The 15,626-nt window shown below is 73.1% G+C and carries 14 protein-coding genes and 1 riboswitch; of the genes, 2 read left to right on the forward strand and 12 right to left on the reverse strand.

Annotation, left to right across the window (positions count from 1 at the left end):
* Positions 1-384 precede the first annotated feature (384 nt).
* Together ITX44_RS38500 and ITX44_RS38505 are read right to left on the reverse strand one after the other, a co-directional pair.
* Positions 385-1,794 (reverse strand): C39 family peptidase, encoded by a 1,410-nt coding sequence (locus ITX44_RS38500; RefSeq protein ID WP_205364246.1) that lies wholly within the window; start codon positions 1,792-1,794, stop codon positions 385-387.
* 185 nt (positions 1,795-1,979) lie between these two features.
* Positions 1,980-3,116, reverse strand: coding sequence for a M24 family metallopeptidase (locus ITX44_RS38505; RefSeq protein WP_205364248.1), 1,137 nt, complete (start codon positions 3,114-3,116; stop codon positions 1,980-1,982).
* 242 nt (positions 3,117-3,358) lie between these two features.
* On the opposite strand from ITX44_RS38505, the gene ITX44_RS38510 reads away from it, so the two are divergent.
* Positions 3,359-3,973, forward strand: coding sequence for a uridine kinase family protein (locus ITX44_RS38510; RefSeq protein ID WP_205364249.1), 615 nt, complete (start codon positions 3,359-3,361; stop codon positions 3,971-3,973).
* Positions 3,974-4,429: 456 nt separating this feature from the next.
* Positions 4,430-6,313 carry an AAA family ATPase gene (locus tag ITX44_RS38515; protein ID WP_205364284.1) on the forward strand — a complete coding sequence of 628 codons (1,884 nt, stop codon included), beginning with the start codon at positions 4,430-4,432 and terminating at the stop codon, positions 6,311-6,313.
* A 190-nt stretch (positions 6,314-6,503) separates the two neighbouring features.
* Here the strand turns inward: ITX44_RS38515 and ITX44_RS38520 are convergent, their stop codons facing one another.
* From ITX44_RS38520 to ribD, 10 genes are all read right to left on the reverse strand, one after another.
* Complete coding sequence (locus ITX44_RS38520; RefSeq protein WP_205364251.1) at positions 6,504-7,592, reverse strand: hemolysin family protein; 1,089 nt, start codon at positions 7,590-7,592, stop codon at positions 6,504-6,506.
* Positions 7,589-8,920 (reverse strand): hemolysin family protein, encoded by a 1,332-nt coding sequence (locus tag ITX44_RS38525; RefSeq protein WP_205364254.1) that lies wholly within the window; start codon positions 8,918-8,920, stop codon positions 7,589-7,591. The genes ITX44_RS38520 and ITX44_RS38525 overlap by 4 nt, the downstream gene beginning before the upstream one ends.
* A 182-nt stretch (positions 8,921-9,102) precedes the next feature.
* Positions 9,103-9,600 (reverse strand): PH domain-containing protein, encoded by a 498-nt coding sequence (locus ITX44_RS38530; RefSeq protein ID WP_205364256.1) that lies wholly within the window; start codon positions 9,598-9,600, stop codon positions 9,103-9,105.
* Complete coding sequence (hisG, locus tag ITX44_RS38535) at positions 9,600-10,448, reverse strand: ATP phosphoribosyltransferase (RefSeq protein ID WP_205364257.1); 849 nt, start codon at positions 10,446-10,448, stop codon at positions 9,600-9,602. Before hisG ends, ITX44_RS38530 begins: the two co-directional genes overlap by 1 nt.
* A gap of 92 nt (positions 10,449-10,540) precedes the next feature.
* Positions 10,541-10,813: a phosphoribosyl-ATP diphosphatase gene (locus ITX44_RS38540; protein ID WP_205364259.1), complete on the reverse strand. Its 273-nt coding sequence runs from the start codon at positions 10,811-10,813 to the stop codon at positions 10,541-10,543.
* Between the two features lie 33 nt (positions 10,814-10,846).
* A complete protein-coding gene (ribH, locus tag ITX44_RS38545) occupies positions 10,847-11,332 on the reverse strand; it encodes a 6,7-dimethyl-8-ribityllumazine synthase (protein WP_205364261.1) in 486 nt (161 codons plus the stop codon).
* A gap of 121 nt (positions 11,333-11,453) precedes the next feature.
* Positions 11,454-12,728, reverse strand: a complete 1,275-nt coding sequence (locus ITX44_RS38550; protein ID WP_372441097.1) for a bifunctional 3,4-dihydroxy-2-butanone-4-phosphate synthase/GTP cyclohydrolase II — start codon at positions 12,726-12,728, stop codon at positions 11,454-11,456.
* Positions 12,729-12,733: 5 nt separating this feature from the next.
* Positions 12,734-13,447, reverse strand: coding sequence for a nicotinamide mononucleotide transporter family protein (locus ITX44_RS38555; protein WP_205364265.1), 714 nt, complete (start codon positions 13,445-13,447; stop codon positions 12,734-12,736).
* The gene (locus ITX44_RS38560; RefSeq protein WP_205364267.1) at positions 13,444-14,127 is read right to left on the reverse strand and encodes a riboflavin synthase; all 684 of its coding nucleotides are present in this window, start codon (positions 14,125-14,127) and stop codon (positions 13,444-13,446) included. The genes ITX44_RS38555 and ITX44_RS38560 overlap by 4 nt, the downstream gene beginning before the upstream one ends.
* A 2-nt stretch (positions 14,128-14,129) precedes the next feature.
* Entirely contained in the window at positions 14,130-15,215 is a 1,086-nt protein-coding gene (ribD, locus tag ITX44_RS38565) for a bifunctional diaminohydroxyphosphoribosylaminopyrimidine deaminase/5-amino-6-(5-phosphoribosylamino)uracil reductase RibD (protein WP_236062434.1), read from the reverse strand.
* A 167-nt stretch (positions 15,216-15,382) separates the two neighbouring features.
* Positions 15,383-15,513: riboswitch (FMN riboswitch) on the reverse strand.
* Positions 15,514-15,626 lie beyond the last annotated feature (113 nt).

Genomic DNA, 15,626 nt, shown 5'->3' on the forward strand with positions numbered 1-15,626 from the left:
GCCCATTCGACACCTGTCAAGTGACAGATAAATGGCCACTACAACAATCCTTGGGGTGTCTGCCCTTTGAATTCGGCATGTCGCGCCGGCCGCCGCCCGCCGAACCGCAGATGTGACGCCGCGCCAGACCGGTTCCGGGCGGGCCGTCAGGCAGGGCGTTCCGCGTCTGCGTCAACCGCTGTGCTTGGAGGTACCGCCGACGGCGTGCGGTTCGCCGGGAGCACTCAGGGGCGCGGGGAACTGCGCGAGAACCACCAACCGGCTGGGTGTACCCCCAGGCCGAAGGCTCTGGGGGAGGGTTGCTCGCGCCCACGCAGCGCCGGCCGCATATTGACTACAGCCCCGCGCCCCTTGGGTACCCCGGCGAACCGCCCCCCGAAGGGGTCAGGCGGTCACGCCGACCGAGGCGAGGGCGCGCCGCTGAGCGGGGCTCGGCTTGGCCGGGAAGTACAGGTAGCACACCCCACCCGTACCGCTGCTGACCTTGCCGGAGGCGTTGATCCGCTTCGTGCGCAGCCAGATCGTCTCGAACTGGGCCCGGGAATAGACGTGGTGGACCGCGTCGTCGGTCGGGCTCGCGGGGTCGTTGGCCACCACATCACCCGCCGCGGTGAAGCCGATCAGGCACATCAGGTGCCCGGAGGTGCTGTAGCCGGCGCCGTCGAGTTCCGAGGCGAGGAAGGACTGGGACGTTATCACCGGGATGCCGGCCTTGATCAGCCGCTCGACGTCGTTGAGCGAGTGCAGCCGGGTGATCACGCCCTGCAGGTCCGGGTAGGTCGCCGCGTAGGCGGCGTTGAAGGGCCAGTTGCCGCAGCCCTCGTACTGGTAGTCGTACGTGTACCGGGCGCCCTGGTCGACCTGCGGGTCGGCGTAGGACGGGTCCACCCAGGCCATGTCGGCGGCGGACGGGCCGCGGCCCCAGTACTCGATGACCATGGTGGAGGAGGTGGGGCTGCACCACGCCTCGCCGCCGTTGTCGTACTGCGGGTACTGGCCCTTGTGGATGTCCTGCGAGTAGCGCGGCACCGGCAGTTCGACCGCCGCGGCCAGGCTCGGCGCCGAGGTGGGCACAGTGAACCGGTCCGGGATGTGCGAGGCCATCGCGCCCAGCCGCCACACGGTGGGCGTGAGCGTGCTGCCCGGCTGCCGGAAGAGGGTCAGCCGCAGCCGGTACGAGGCCAGCAGCCGGCCGGCGGTGGCGTCGTCGATGGCGAAGGTGTCGGTCCAGATGCTGCTGACGCCGTCGCTCTGGCCGTCCACCGAGGTGCGCCGGATGTCCTGCGTACCGTCGCCGGCGGTCCAGCGGCCCATCACGTACGCCGGGGTGGCGGTGCCGTCGGTGTAGGTGCCGAGCAGTTCCACCTGGAGCCAGGTGCCGGCCGGGGCGTGCGCGTTCCAGGACGACACCAGTTCGGTGGCCGGCTGCGGCAGGGTGTGCTCCGGCGACGTCCAGGAGGCCGACTCCCAGGTGGCGGTGATGCCGGTGTGCGGGTCGGTGTAGTCCAGCGTGCCGGTGGCGCGGGCGATCCGCAGCCCGGGGCGCTGCCCGGGCACCGGGACCGTGCCGCGGTGCTCGCCGAACAGCCAGTCGGGGTACGACGTCCAGGCGTGGTAGTCCACCGGCGCATCGTCCGCGGCGGCGGCGGAACCGGCGGCGCCCGGCGCGGCGTTCGGGGCCGCGGCCCGGTCCGCGGCGGACGCGGGGGCGGAAGCGGTCGTCGCGGTCGCGGTGGCTGCCGCCGCGGCGAGCGCGGCGGCGAGCACGGCACGCCGGGGCGCGTTGTTGGTCATGGCTGTCACCCTCGTTTTCCCTCGATGTGAACACGGGACGTGGCCACGGGGCGCGGACAGGTCGAGCCCCGCCCGCGCCCTCGTGAGGCCGGGCGGGTGCGCACCACGATCGCAGTTCACCGGGCGTTTCCACCAGGGTTTCCGGGCTCGTGCCGCGGACCAATATTGGTCTGGTCCACTGGCGGTCAACCCGGGAGAACCACCAGGTCACGCCCTGTCAGGTTGAGCCGCTCGCCGCCGTCTTCGGTGCAGACCGCGATGTCCTCGATGCGGGCGCCGAAGCTGCCGGGCAGATAGATCCCCGGCTCCACCGAGAACGCCATGCCCGGTTCCAGGGCCCGCTTGCTCCCGGCCACGATGTACGGCTCCTCGTGCGACTCCAGGCCGATGCCGTGGCCGGTGCGGTGGATGAAGTGCTCGCCGTAGCCGGCGGCCGCGATGACGTCCCGGCCGACCGCGTCCAGTTCCTCGGCGGTGATCCCGGGCCGGATCGCGTCCGTCTGCGCGGTCTGGGCGTGCAGCAGCACCTCGTACAGCTCGCGGAAGGCGGCCGGCGGCTCGCCCACCGCGTACACGCGGGTGGAGTCCGAGCAGTAGCCCTCCGCGGTGGTGCCGCCGATGTCGACCACCACCGGGTCGCCGGTCCGGATCACCCGGTCGGACACCTCGTGGTGCGGGCTCGCGCCGTTCGGGCCGGAGCCGACGATGACGAAGTCGACCTGCGCGTGGCCGGCCTCGACGATGGCGTCGGCGATGTCCCTGGCGACCTCGCGCTCGGTGCGGCCGGGCCGCAGCCACTCCCCCATCCTGCGGTGCACCCGGTCGATGGCCTCGCCCGCCCGGCGCAGCGCGGCCACCTCCGCCGCGCTCTTGCGCATCCGCAGCACGGACAGCACGTCACCGGCCAGCCCGGCCTGGGCGCCGGGCAGCGCGTCCTGGAAGGCCAGCAGCTTCTCGGCCCACATGTGGTTGTCCACCGCGAAGCGCCGGGTGCCGGGCGGCAGCCGGCGCGCGATCAGCTCGTACGCGTCGTCGGTCTCGGCGAAGGCGGTGATCTCGATGCCGAGGGCGCCGGCCGGGGAGGCCTCGGCGGCCGGTTTCTCCAGGGCCGGGACCACGAGGAACGGTTCGCCCCTTGCCGGCACGACCAGGCAGGTCAGCCGCTCCAGGGGCATGGCCTGGTAGCCCGTCAGGTAGCGCAGGTCCGCGCCCGGGGTCACCAGCAGGGCGTCGAGGCCGGCCGCCTCGACGGCGTTCCGGGCCGTTTCCACACGCTCGGGCGGGAACAGGTCGCCTGCGGCGGGCTCTTTGATGTGGGTCACCTCGCTTACGGTAATGGGCCGGCCGTGGTGTCGCACCTGACGTTGCCTGGGGGTCTGCCCGGGTACGGGTTGGTGCCGACTCGAAGGAGTGGTTGCTGTCGGCTCCGGATCAACGGTCGTGGGTGGTCCTCGCGCAGTTCCCCGCGCCCCTTGGTATTCCCGGGTCGCCCCGCTCCCCGAGGGCACCGCCCCTACGGGGGCGCTCCGGGCGAGCCCCCATTCGTCGCCGTACGCTCGCCGGCATGGACGAGATCACGCTGAGCCGGCTCGCGGAGCTGCTGCCGGGGCTGGAGCCGACGTGCGGGGGCGTGCGGCTGGTGGCGGTGGACGGGCACGCGGGGGCGGGCAAGACAACGCTGGCCGCGAGTCTGGCCACGGAGCTGGGGGGCGCGCCGGTGGTGCACATGGACGACCTGGCCACGCACCGGGAGCCGTTCGGCTGGACCACCCGGCTGGCGGAGCAGGTGCTCGCGCCGCTGGCGCGCGGCGAGCCGGCGGTGCATGCGACGTACGACTGGACCGAGCGCCGTTTCCGCGGCACCCGGGAGATCCGGCCGGCTCCGGTGGTCCTGCTGGAGGGGGTGGGCACCGGCCGGGCGGCGGTGCGCCCGCACCTGTCGCTGCTGCTGTGGCTGGAGGTCGAGCCGGCCATCGCGCACCGCCGGGGGCTGGCCCGGGACGGGGAGGAGCTGGCGCACTTCTGGACCGGCTGGACCCGCGCCGAGGACGCGCACTTCGCCGCGGATCCCAGCCGGCCGTACGCGGATCTGCTGGTGCACCAGACGCCGCTCGGCTACCGGGCCGGCCCCGGGCCCGCGGCCCGCACCGCGAAGGCCCGGTTCGAGCACCCTCAGTGACGGCCCGGCGGCGGGGCGCGGTCGGGGCGCCCGGGCCGATCCGTGTGCGCCAACACCGCTTGACCGGCCGGGTATCCAGCAATTACGTTTTCAACCAAGCGGTCGCTCTGGCCGCCGCACAGACACGGAGCCCCCGGTTGTTCCCCCGTGACCGGGGGCTCCGTCCTGTCCGGGTGACCGGAATGCCCCGATCAGGACCACTCCGGCGATCACCCACCGTCACAGGCTCGCGCCCGTACGTTCCCGCGCTCCCGGCGTACGCCGCCCGCGCGTACCGAGGCGCTGCGGCATCGCGCATCTCACGGCACCCTACGGTGATCCCAACATCACGGGTACGATGCGAAAGGGCGGCGCGGTGCGGGCCTGGGGAAACCTCCGGCCGTCCCAACTCCTGCCCGGCACAACCGGGTTGGAGCGAGTGAGCAGGTGCGGCGGGGACGGATGGGTGGGGACTTGATGGACTTCGGCACCGACCGCCCGGGCTCCCCGGCCGATCTCGCCTGGATGCGCGGGGTGGACGCCTACACCGTGGGCGCCTACGCGCAGGCCGAGGAGGAGTTCCGGTCCGCGGTGCGGATGGACCCCGGGATGGCCGACGCGTGGCTGGGCCTGCACGCGCTGCGCGCGGACACCGCCACCGCGCTGCTCCAGATGTACCGGCACCGCGACCGCTTCGGCGAACAGCGTGCCAGCCACCGCCGTACCCTCAACTCCTGGTACTGGCTGGGCTGGTGGGTGCAGCCGGTGCTGGAGACCACCCGCGACCTGCTGTTGGCGCATGCCTCGCACTGGCTGGACGGCCGCCATGTCGCCGAGCTGGACCGGGCGCTGGCCGACTGCCCGCCCATAGACACCGACCCGCAGGTGCGTTTCCTGCACGCCTGTCGCGCGTATCTGGTCAAGGACTGGGAGCAGTTGGTCCGGCACACCGAGCCGCTGCTGGGCGACACCGTGCTCGGCATCGAGGCCGGCCTGTTCGGCGGCATGGCCCGGGTCCGGCTGGAGATGTTCGGCCAGGCCGAACCGCTGCTGGCCGCCGCCCTGATGCGCTGTCGCAGCGAGCAGCCGCAGCGCAAGGAGCTGCGCTACTGGCTGGCCCGCGCGTACGAGGGCACCGGCCGCACCGCCGCCGCGGTGCCGCTGTACCGCGCGGTGCACCGGGTGGACCCGGCGTTCATGGACACCGCGGCCCGGCTCGCCGCGATCCACGAGACCGACGACGGCCTGGACGAGGGCGTGAGCCTGGCGGCCGTACCGATGGCCGGCACCGGGCTGGCCGTCCCCGAGGGCGGCGCCGACCTCGAACTGCTGCCCGACCCCGGTCCCGTCACCGGCCCCGGCGGCCCCGACCCGGACGAGCCGCTGCTGACCGGCGGTCCGCCGGACGACGGCATACGCGACCGGTCGGTGCCGTCCGCCGGGCAGGCCGACCGTTTCCCGATGGGCGGCGCCGACCCGCTCCTGCTCTCCCAGGCACTGGCCGAACTCGACCGGATGGTCGGCCTGGAGCCGGTCAAGCGGCAGGTACGGGCCCTGTCGGCGCAGCTGCGGATGGCCCGGCTGCGCGCCGGCCAGGGCCTTCCGGTGCAGCCGCCCAAGCGGCACTTCGTCTTCTCCGGCCCCTCCGGCACCGGCAAGACCACCGTGGCCCGCATCCTCGGCCGGGTCTTCTACGCGCTCGGCCTGCTCGGCGGCGACCACCTCGTGGAGGCCCAGCGCTCCGACCTGGTCGGCGAGTTCCTGGGCCAGACCGCGGTCAAGGCCAACGAACTGATCGACTCCGCCCTGGGCGGCGTCCTCTTCGTGGACGAGGCGTACGCGCTGTCCAACTCCGGCTACAGCAAGGGCGACGCCTACGGCGACGAGGCGCTCCAGGTCCTCCTGAAGCGGGCCGAGGACAACCGGGACCGCCTCGTGGTCATCCTCGCGGGTTACCCCGAGGGCATGGACCGCCTCCTCGCCGCCAACCCCGGGCTCAGCTCCCGCTTCACCACCCGCGTCGACTTCCCCAGCTACCGCCCGGCCGAACTCGCCGCCATCGGCCAGGTCCTCGCCGCCGAGAACGGTGATCACTGGGACGACGAGGCCCTGGAAGAGCTTCACGCCATCAGCGGTCACGTCGTCGAGCAGGGCTGGATCGACGAGCTCGGCAACGGTCGCCTCCTGCGCACCCTCTACGAAAAGAGCTGCGCCTACCGTGACCTTCGCCTCTCGGAGTACCCCGCCGCTCCGAGCCGCGGCGAACTCTCGACCTTGAGGTTGCCCGACCTCATGCAGGCGTACGGAGAGGTTCTTTCCGGGCGCGGGCCGGGGCCGCAGGCCCCGGACCCCTCTGAATGACTTGGACTTGAGGAAGTACGGCTCCCCTCAGGGGCGCGGGGCTGTAGTTGATATGCGGCTGGCGCCGCGTGGGCGCGAGCAACCACCCACTGCCGGTGGTCCGGATGCGACAGCAACTGCCCCTTCGGGCCGGTGGCGACCCGCGCCACGGAATGAGGCTGAGCGCGCAGTTCCCCGCGCCCCTGCGAGGTCACCGCACAAGCTCTCCCGGGTCGACCTCGGAGGCGGGGGCGGGGACTTCCGGGTCCCGGTGGGCGGGGTCCCTGACCTCGCCGACGAGCATTTCGAGGACGTCTTCGAGGGCGACCAGGCCGAGGACGCGGCCGGAGGGGTCGGCGACGGCGGCGAGGTGGGAGGCGGTGCGGCGCATCGCCGTGAGGGCGTCGTCGAGGGGGAGGTCGGCCCGCAGGGTGGTGATGGGCCGCCACAGGCGCTGGGGCACCGGGCGGTCGAGGTCCTCCACGTCGAGGACGTCCTTGACGTGGAGGTAGCCGAGGTAGCCGGGCCCGTCGGGGGCGGGGGCTGCGACGGGGAAGCGGGAGTAGCCGGTGCGTACCGTGAGCTCCTCGACCTCGCGCGGGGTGGCGCCGGGGTCGAGGGTGACGAGTTCGCCGGGGGTGAGGAGGACCTCGGTGACCGGGCGGGTGCCCAGCTCGAGGGCGTCCTCCAGGCGTTCCTGCTCGTCGAGGTCCAGAAGGCCCGCCTGCCGGGCGTCCTCGACCAGGACGGTCAGTTCGGCGCTGGTGAACACCGCGTCCACCTCGTCCTTGGGCTCGACCCGGAAGGCCCGCAGGATCAGCCGGGCGGCGGCGCCCAGCACCACGATCACCGGCCGGAAGATGCGGGCGAAGCCGACCAGGCCGGGGCTGAGCCACAGCGCGGTCTTCTCCGGGTCGGCCATCGCCAGGTTCTTCGGCACCAGCTCGCCGACCACCAGGTGCAGGGACACCACCAGCGCGAGCGCGATGACGTACCCGATGGGGTGCACCAGGCCGTCGGGGACGTGCGCGGCGGAGAACACCGGTTCCAGCAGGTGCGCCACGGTCGGCTCGGCCACGGCGCCCAGGGTCAGTGAGCAGACGGTGACGCCGAACTGGGCGGCGGCCATCATCTGCGGCAGGTTTTCGAGGCCGTGGAGGACGGTACGGGCCCGGCGCTGGCTTTCGGCGAGCGGTTCGATCTGGCTGCGGCGCACCGAGACCAGGGCGAACTCGGCGCCGACGAAGAAGCCGTTGCCGAACACCAGCAGGATCGCGAACAGCAGTTGGAGTGCGCTCATCGCGGGGTCTCCTCCCCCGCCGCCGGTCCGGTACGCACGATCCGTACCCGTTCGGCGCGGTGGTGGCCGACCTCCTCGACCCGCAGCAGCCAGCCGGGCAGTTCGGTGGTGTCGCCGGTCTCGGGGATGCGGGCCAGCAGGTCGGCGACCAGGCCGGCCACCGTCTCGTACGGGCCCTCGGGCACGATCAGGCCGATCCGGGACAGGGTGTCGACGCGGCTGCCGCCGTCGGCGTCCCAGGCCGGGTGGCCGTTCTCGGCCGGGGCGGCGGCCAGTTCGGGCAGGTCGACGGCGTCGTGCTCGTCGCGGACCTCGCCGACCAGTTCCTCGACGATGTCCTCGAGGGTGACCACGCCGGCCGTGCCGCCGTACTCGTCGACCACGACGGCTATGGGCTGCTGGCTGCGCAGCAGTTCCAGCAGCCGGCGGCCGGGCAGTGTCTCGGGGACCAGCAGCGGCGGCACCGCGATCCGGCCGGCCGGGGTGCGGTCGCGCTGGTCGGCGGGGACGGCGAGGGCGTCCTTGAGGTGCACCATGCCGGTGATGTCGTCCAGCCGCTCCCGGTAGACGGGGAAACGGGACAGCCCGGTGGCGCGGGTGAGGTTCAGGACGTCGGCGGCGGTGGCGGTGTCCTCCAGCGCGCTGACCCGGACCCGGGGGGTCATCACGTTCTCCGCGGTGAGGTCGCCCAGCGAGAGCGTACGGACGAACAGATCGGCGGTGTCCTGTTCCAGGGCGCCGGCCATCGCCGAGTGGCGGGCCAGCGAGACCAGCTCGGTGGGGGTGCGGGCGGAGGCCAGTTCGTCGGCGGGCTCCACGCCCAGCAGCCGGACCAGCCGGTTGGCGGTCCGGTTGAGCAGGTCGATCACCGGGCCGAAGGCGCGGGAGAAGGTGTGCTGCGGGCCGGCGACGACCTTGGCGACGGCCAGCGGCCGGGAGACGGCCCAGTTCTTGGGGACCAGCTCGCCGACGACCATCTGCACGCCGGAGGCCACCATCATGCCGACGACCACCGCGATGCCGGGGGCGGCGCCGTGCGGCACGCCGGCCGACCGCAGCGGCCCGGTGAGCACCTTGCCGAGCGCGGGCTCGGCGAGCATGCCCACCACCAGCGAGGTGATGGTGATGCCGAGCTGGGTGCCGGAGAGCTGGAAGGAGAGCCTGCGCAGGGCGGCCACCACGGTGCGGGCGCGTTTGTCGCCCTCGGCGGCGGCGCGTTCGGCGGCGGGGCGTTCCACGGTCACCAGGCCGAATTCGGCGGCGACGAAGAAGCCGTTGGCGAGGATCAGTACGAAGGCGGCTGCGAGGAGCAGCAGGGAGGTTCTCACGATGCCGCCTCTCCCGGATGTCGGGGAGGGGCGGCGCAGGTACTACCGGACGATTCGCCCATCGGGGTGTCGGTGTCACTCCTCGGTCGGTCGGGGCCCCGCGGCGTTCCGGTTGCCGCGTGGTGCGTGCGGCCGAACTGGTGCGGGGCGGGCGCGGTGAGCGCCGCTCCGGTCCAGGGTAGTCATTCCGGCCGCAGCGGCGAAGGATCACGTGCCTCGCCCAGGGTCTGGGCCAGGTCACGCAGGCGTCGGGCGTCCCGCAGCGCCCGGTGGCGGGCGATGCCCGGCTGGATCGCCATGACCGCCAGGGTGGAGCCGTCGGCCAGGTCCAGGTGCACCCAGGCGTCGCCCACCCGCAGGTTCACCCGGACCACTTGTGCCCAGGACAGCCGCCGCTTGACGGTGAGGTTGACCACGGTGAGGCCGTCGGCGTCGGCGACCGCCTTGGGGCGGGCCAGCAGCACCAGCACCGCGGAGATCAGCGCGGCGGTGACCGAGACGGTGGCCCGGTCGCCGGTGCTCCACGGCGCCGCGCCGTCCTCGGGCATGAGGACGGCGACCGTGGTGAGCGTAACGAACAGCGCGGTGGCCATGGTGAGCAGCACCGCGCGGGTGACCGCCGGGCGGAAGGTCACGGGCAGCGGCCCGGCCGGCGGCCGGGCCTCGCCGGTGTCCGGCATCACAGGCGGGCGGCGTGGATGCCGGTGGTCAGGATGGCGCGCGCGCCCAGGTCGTACAGCTCGTCCATGATCCGCTGGGCGTCGCTGGTGGGGACCATGGCGCGTACCGCGACCCAGCCCTCGTGGTGCAGTGGGGAGACGGTGGGCGACTCCAGGCCGGGGGTCAGGGCGACGGCCTTCTCGACGTGCTCGGCGCGGATGTCGTAGTCCATCATCACGTACCGCCGGGCGACCAGGACGCCCTGAAGGCGGCGCAGGAACTGCTGGACCTTGGGCTCCTCGGGGTCGGCGCCGGTGCGGCGGATCACCACGGCCTCGGACTCCATGATCGGCTCGCCGAAGGTCTCCAGGCCGGCGTTGCGCAGCGAGGTGCCGGTCTCCACCACGTCGGCGATCACCTGGGCGACGCCGAGCTTGACCGCGGTCTCCACCGCGCCGTCCAAGTGCACCACCGAGGCGTCCACGCCGTGGTCGGCCAGGTGCTTCTCGACCACGCCCTCGTACGAGGTGGCCACCGTCATCCCGGCCAGGTCGCCGACGGTCAGCGCGACTCCGGGCCGGCCGGCGTAGCGGAAGGTGGAGCGGGCGAAGCCGAGCTGCATGATCTCCTCGGCACCGGCCCCGGAGTCCAGCAGCAGGTCGCGCCCGGTGATGCCGATGTCCAGCCGGCCGGAGCTGACGTAGATGGCGATGTCGCGGGGGCGCAGGTAGAAGAACTCCACGCCGTTGTCGCTGTCCACCATCACCAGTTCCTTGGACTCCTTGCGCTGCCGGTAGCCGGCCTCATGCAGCATGGCCGCCGCCGGTGCGGACAGGGAGCCCTTGTTGGGGACGGCGATGCGCAGCATGGAACGGCTTCCTTCTCTCGGGAGCTGGTGGTGCCGGGGCAGCACGGGTACGGACGGTACCGGGGTCGCGGGAACGGGTCGGGTCGGGCGGATTACAGGTGGGCGTAGACGTCGGCCAGCGAGATGCCGCGGGCCACCATCATCACCTGGACGTGGTACAGGAGCTGGGAGATCTCCTCGGCGGTGGCGGCGGCGCCCTCGTACTCGGCGGCCATCCACACCTCGGCGGCCTCCTCCACCACCTTCTTGCCGATCGCGTGGACGCCCTTGCCGACGAGTTCGGCGGTGCGCGAGGTGCTGGGGTCGCCGGTGGCAGCCTTGTGCTGGAGCTCGGTGAAGAGCTCCTCGAATGTCTTGTTGGCCATGGTGGTCCTAGGGTACGGGGAACCGCGCGCCGCTCACCGCCACGGTTCGGATACCGAGCGCAGGGTGGCGGCGGTTATCACCGCGGCCGTCACCGCCTCGTGGCCCTTGTCCTCGCGGGAGCCCGGCAGCCCGGCCCGGTCCAGCGCCTGCTCCTCGGTGTCGCAGGTGAGGATGCCGAAGCCGACCGGCACCCCGCTCTCCACGGCGACCTGGGTCAGCCCGGCGGTGACGCCCTGCGAAACGTACTCGAAATGGGGCGTGCCGCCGCGGATGATCACCCCGAGGGCGACGATCGCGTCGTAGCCGCGGCCGGCCAGCGCCTTGGCGACGACGGGCAGTTCGAAGCTGCCCGGGACCCGCAGCACGGTCGGCTCCTCGATGCCGGCCTCCTTCAGGGCGCGCGCGGCGCCTTCCAGCAGGCCGTCCATCACCTGGGTGTGCCACTGTGCCGCGATGACCGCGACCCGCAGGTCGCCGCAGTTCTTCACGGTCAGCTCGGGGGCGCCTTTACCGCTCACTTCTCTCCTCGGTGCGTGTGCTGTGCGTGTCTCGGTTCGGGTTTCGATACGTGGACGATGCGTGGTCCGGTCGTACGGTCGGGCCGCCGGATGTTCGTGTCGTCGTACGGTCGTACGGCCGTCATTGCCCGGCCGCGTCCAGCCAGGGCAGGTCGTGGCCCATCCGGTCCCGCTTGGTGCGCAGGTAGCGCAGGTTGTGCTCGCCGGCGGCGACCGGCATCGGCTCGCGGCCCAGGACGTCGAGGCCGTGCCGGATCAGGGCGCGGGTCTTGGCGGGGTTGTTGGTCATCAGGCGCAGCGAACGCACCCCGAGGTCGGTCAGGATGCGGGCGGCGGCGCCGTAGTCGCGGGCGTCGGCGGGCAGGCCGAGTTCCAGGTTGGCGTCCAGGGTGTCGCGGCCGCGCTCCTGGAGTTCGTAGGCGCGCAGCTTGGACAGCAGCCCGATGCCGCGGCCCTCGTGCCCGCGCAGGTAGAGCACCACGCCGCGGCCCTCGGCGGCCACCTTGCGCAGCGCCTCCTGCAACTGCGGCCCGCAGTCGCAGCGCTGGGAGCCGAACACGTCCCCGGTCAGGCATTCGGAGTGCACCCGGACCAGGACGTCCTGGCCGTCGCCGAGGTCACCGGCCACCAGGGCGATGTGCTCCACGCCGTCGGCGGTGCTGCGGTAGCCGTACGCCCGGAAGTCGCCGTGCGCGGTGGGCAGGGTGGTGCTGGCCTCGCGGCGGACCGTGGGCTCGGAGTCGCGGCGGTAGGCGATCAGGTCCTCGATGGAGATGATCGGCAGGCCGTGCTTGCGGGCGAAGGTCATCAGGTCGGGCAGCCGGGCCATGGTGCCGTCCTCGCGGGCGATCTCCACGATCGCGGCGGCCGGCCGCAGCCCGGCCAGCTTGGCCAGGTCCACCCCGGCCTCGGTGTGGCCGGCGCGGACCAGGACTCCGCCGGAGCGGGCCCGCAGCGGGAAGACGTGGCCGGGCCGGACGAAGTCGCCGGCGGTGGCGGCGGGCTCGGTGAGCAGCCGGATGGTGGTGGCCCGGTCGGCCGCCGAGATCCCGGTGGTCACGCCGTGCGCGGGGCCGGCGTCCACCGAGACGGTGAAGGCGGTCCGCATGGACTCGGTGTTGGCGGCCACCATCTGCGGCAGCTCCAGCCGGTCCAGTTCGGTCTCCTCCATGGGCACGCAGATCAGCCCGCGGCACTCGGACATCATGAAGGCCACGATCTCCGGGGTGATCCGCTCGGCGGCGACCACCAGGTCGCCCTCGTTCTCCCGGTCCTCGTCGTCCACGACCACGACGGGACGGCCGGCGGCGATGGCCGCCACGGCCCGTTCGACCGGGTCGAAGCCGACGTGACCGTCGTCGTAGCCCTCGTACCACTCCTCGTGCACTGCGGTCACGGCGCTCATGCCGTCACTCCCTCCCGGACGGTGCCTGCGGCGGTGGTGCGTTCTCCGTTGGTGCGGTCGGTGTCCCGGGGGCCGGTGCCGGTGCCTGTGCCGGTGGTGCGGGTCTGCTGCCACCACGCGTACATGCCGGCGATCACCAGGACGAAGTAGACGATGTAGACCAGGCCCGAGAAGGGCAGGCCGCTGTGGAAGTTGAGGGGGACGCCCACCACGTCGACGGCGAGCCAGGCGAACCAGAACTCGACCCAGCCGCGGGCCTGGGCGACCATCGCGGCCAGCGTGCCGACGAAGATGTACGCGTCCGGCCACGGGTTCCAGGACAGCGCCGGCCAGGTGAGGAACACCGAGGCGACGGCGACCGTGCCCAGGCCCGTGGCGGCGACGAGCACCGCCCGCTCGCGCCAGGTGGCGAACCGGATCCCGACCCGGCCGGCCGGGGTGGTGCGGCCGCGGCGCCACTGGAACCAGCCCCAGACGGCGACGGTGATCACCACGAACTGCTTGCCGACGCCGCCGCCCAGGTGCGCGGACCAGAAGGCGGCGACCAGCACGACGCCGGACAGCAGCTGGACCGGCCAGGTGAGCATCGCCCGCCGCCAGCCGAGCGCGAGGGCGGCCAGGCCCAGCAGGTTGCCGATCATGTCCGACCACATCACGTGCTGGCCGACCGCGGTGAACGCCTCGCTGTTCAGCCAGTGCAGTGCGGTCACCGCGCGGCCTCCGCCCCGGCGGTGCCGAGTCCGAAGGCGGTACCGGCCTCGCGACCGCCGGGGTGGGCCGTGCCGGACCGGGTGTCGGACGCGCCGGCGCCGAGCATCCGCTCGACGTACTTGGCGATCACGTCGACTTCCAGGTTGACCGGGTCGCCCGGCTGCTTGATGCCCAGCGTGGTCAGGGCGAGGGTGGTCGGGATGAGGCTGACGGTGAAGTAATCGGCGCCCGCCTCCACCACGGTGAGGCTGATCCCGTCCACGGTGATCGAGCCCTTCTCGACCACGTAGCGGGACAGGGCGGCGGGCAGCGAGATCTTCACGATCTCCCAGTGCTCGGCGGGGGTACGGGCCAGCACCTGCCCGGTGCCGTCCACGTGCCCCTGGACGAGGTGGCCGCCGAGCCGGCCGCCGAGGGCCATCGGGCGCTCCAGGTTGACCCGGGAGCCGGAGCCGAGCGCGCCCAGGCTGGAGCGGTCGAGCGTCTCGGCCATCACGTCGGCGGTGAAGGCGCCGTCGGCCAGGTCCACCACGGTCAGGCACACGCCGTTGACCGCGATGGAGTCGCCGTGCTTGGCGCCCTCGGTCACGACCGGGCCGCGGACGGTGAAGCGGGAGGCGTCGCCCAGGTCCTCGACGGCCGTGATCTCACCCAGTTCTTCGACGATTCCGGTGAACAACTTCAGCTCTCCTCATCAGGAGCGGTGGCGGTGGGGACGGTGGGCACGGCGGTGACGCGCAGGTCGGGGCCCAGCCGGGTGACGTCGGTGACGTCCAGCCGCAGGGCGTCGGCGATGGTGCCGATGCCCGCCTCGGCCAGGGCCGCCTTCCCGGCGCCGAGCAGCGCCGGAGCGAGGTAGGCGGTGACGGTGTCGACCGCGCCGGCGGCCACGAAGGCGCCGGCGAGGGTGGGCCCGCCCTCCAGCAGCACCGAGCGCACCCCGCGGGCGTGCAGTTCGGCGAGCAGGGCGGAGATGTCCAGCCCGGCGCCGTCGGCCGCGTACGGCAACCGGACGGTGTCCACGCCGGGCAGGTGGGCGGTGTCGGCGTCCTTGCCGACCGCGACCAGGGTGGGAGCGGTGTCGTCCAGGACGGGTGCGGTGGGGGCGATACGGGCCCGGGTGTCGACCACCACCCGCAGCGGCTGGGTGGCGCCCTCGATGCCGCGGACCGCCAGGTGCGGGTCGTCGGCGATCAGGGTGCCGGAGCCGACGACCACCGCGTCGGCCTCCGCGCGCAGCCGGTGCACGTCGGAGCGGGACTCGGCGGAGGTGATCCAGCGGCTGGTGCCGTCCGCGGCGGCGATCCGGCCGTCGAGCGTGGCGCCGTACTTCCACCGCACGAAGGGGCGGCCCTTGCGGGCCGAGGTGAGCCAGGCGACGTTGACCGCTTCCGCTTCGGCGGCCAGCAGCCCGCTCTCCACCTCGACGCCCGCGGCGCGCAGGGTGGCGGCGCCGCCGGCCGCGGTGGGGCTGGGGTCGGCCACGGCGAACACCACGCGGGCGATGCCGGCCTCGATCAGGGCCTGCGCGCACGGGCCGGTCCGGCCGGTGTGGTTGCACGGCTCCAGGGTCACCAGGGCGGTGCCGCCCCTGGCCAACGGCCCTGCGGCGGTCAGCGCGTGCACCTCGGCGTGCGGGCCGCCGGCCCGCCGGTGCCAGCCCTCGCCGACCACTGCGCCCGAGGTGTCGAGGATCACACAGCCGACCACGGGATTGGGTGCGGTGTCGCCGAGGGCGCGGGCGGACAGCGCGACAGCGCGCCGCATCGCGTCGGTTTCCGTGGCGGTGGCCACCGGGTCCTCCTGCCTCATAGGGCACGGACTCCGGGGCCTTCGGGACAGCGGGCGTGCTTCCGGTGAACCGCCCTTCCCCGCGGGACCCGCGCTTCGCGCTGCTGGCCCGCCAACGGCGGCGCACCTTGAGTGAACGCCCGCCGCGCACTGCCTCCCATCCGGACTTTCACCGTCGGTCCAGGAATTTCACCTGGTCAACCGGCCGCTGGATGCGGCCGGGTCGCGGACTGTAACCGCCGGTTCGGATTTTCACCGACCCCGGAGTGCGCGAACGTCACTTGGTACGCCGTCAAGTGTGCCACGTCCGCCAACCGTGCTTCCAGGCCCCGTGTCCGGCCTCACAACCCCCCGACCCCCGCCGACGCCCCTCCCCCAACCCCCGGG

It is taken from the genome of Actinacidiphila acididurans (assembly GCF_016918855.1).
In the GTDB taxonomy this organism is placed as follows: Bacteria; Actinomycetota; Actinomycetes; order Streptomycetales; family Streptomycetaceae; genus Actinacidiphila; species Actinacidiphila acididurans.

Excerpts from the sequence above, each read along its gene's own strand:
- ITX44_RS38500 (WP_205364246.1), bottom strand. The coding sequence starts at position 1,794 with ATGACCAACAACGCGCCCCGGCGTGCCGTGCTCGCCGCCGCGCTCGCC.
- ITX44_RS38510 (WP_205364249.1), top strand. The coding sequence starts at position 3,359 with ATGGACGAGATCACGCTGAGCCGGCTCGCGGAGCTGCTGCCGGGGCTG.
- ITX44_RS38515 (WP_205364284.1), top strand. The coding sequence starts at position 4,430 with ATGGACTTCGGCACCGACCGCCCGGGCTCCCCGGCCGATCTCGCCTGG.
- ITX44_RS38520 (WP_205364251.1), bottom strand. The coding sequence starts at position 7,592 with ATGAGCGCACTCCAACTGCTGTTCGCGATCCTGCTGGTGTTCGGCAAC.
- ITX44_RS38530 (WP_205364256.1), bottom strand. The coding sequence starts at position 9,600 with ATGCCGGACACCGGCGAGGCCCGGCCGCCGGCCGGGCCGCTGCCCGTG.
- hisG (WP_205364257.1), bottom strand. The coding sequence starts at position 10,448 with ATGCTGCGCATCGCCGTCCCCAACAAGGGCTCCCTGTCCGCACCGGCG.
- ITX44_RS38540 (WP_205364259.1), bottom strand. The coding sequence starts at position 10,813 with ATGGCCAACAAGACATTCGAGGAGCTCTTCACCGAGCTCCAGCACAAG.
- ribD (WP_236062434.1), bottom strand. The coding sequence starts at position 15,215 with ATGCGGCGCGCTGTCGCGCTGTCCGCCCGCGCCCTCGGCGACACCGCA.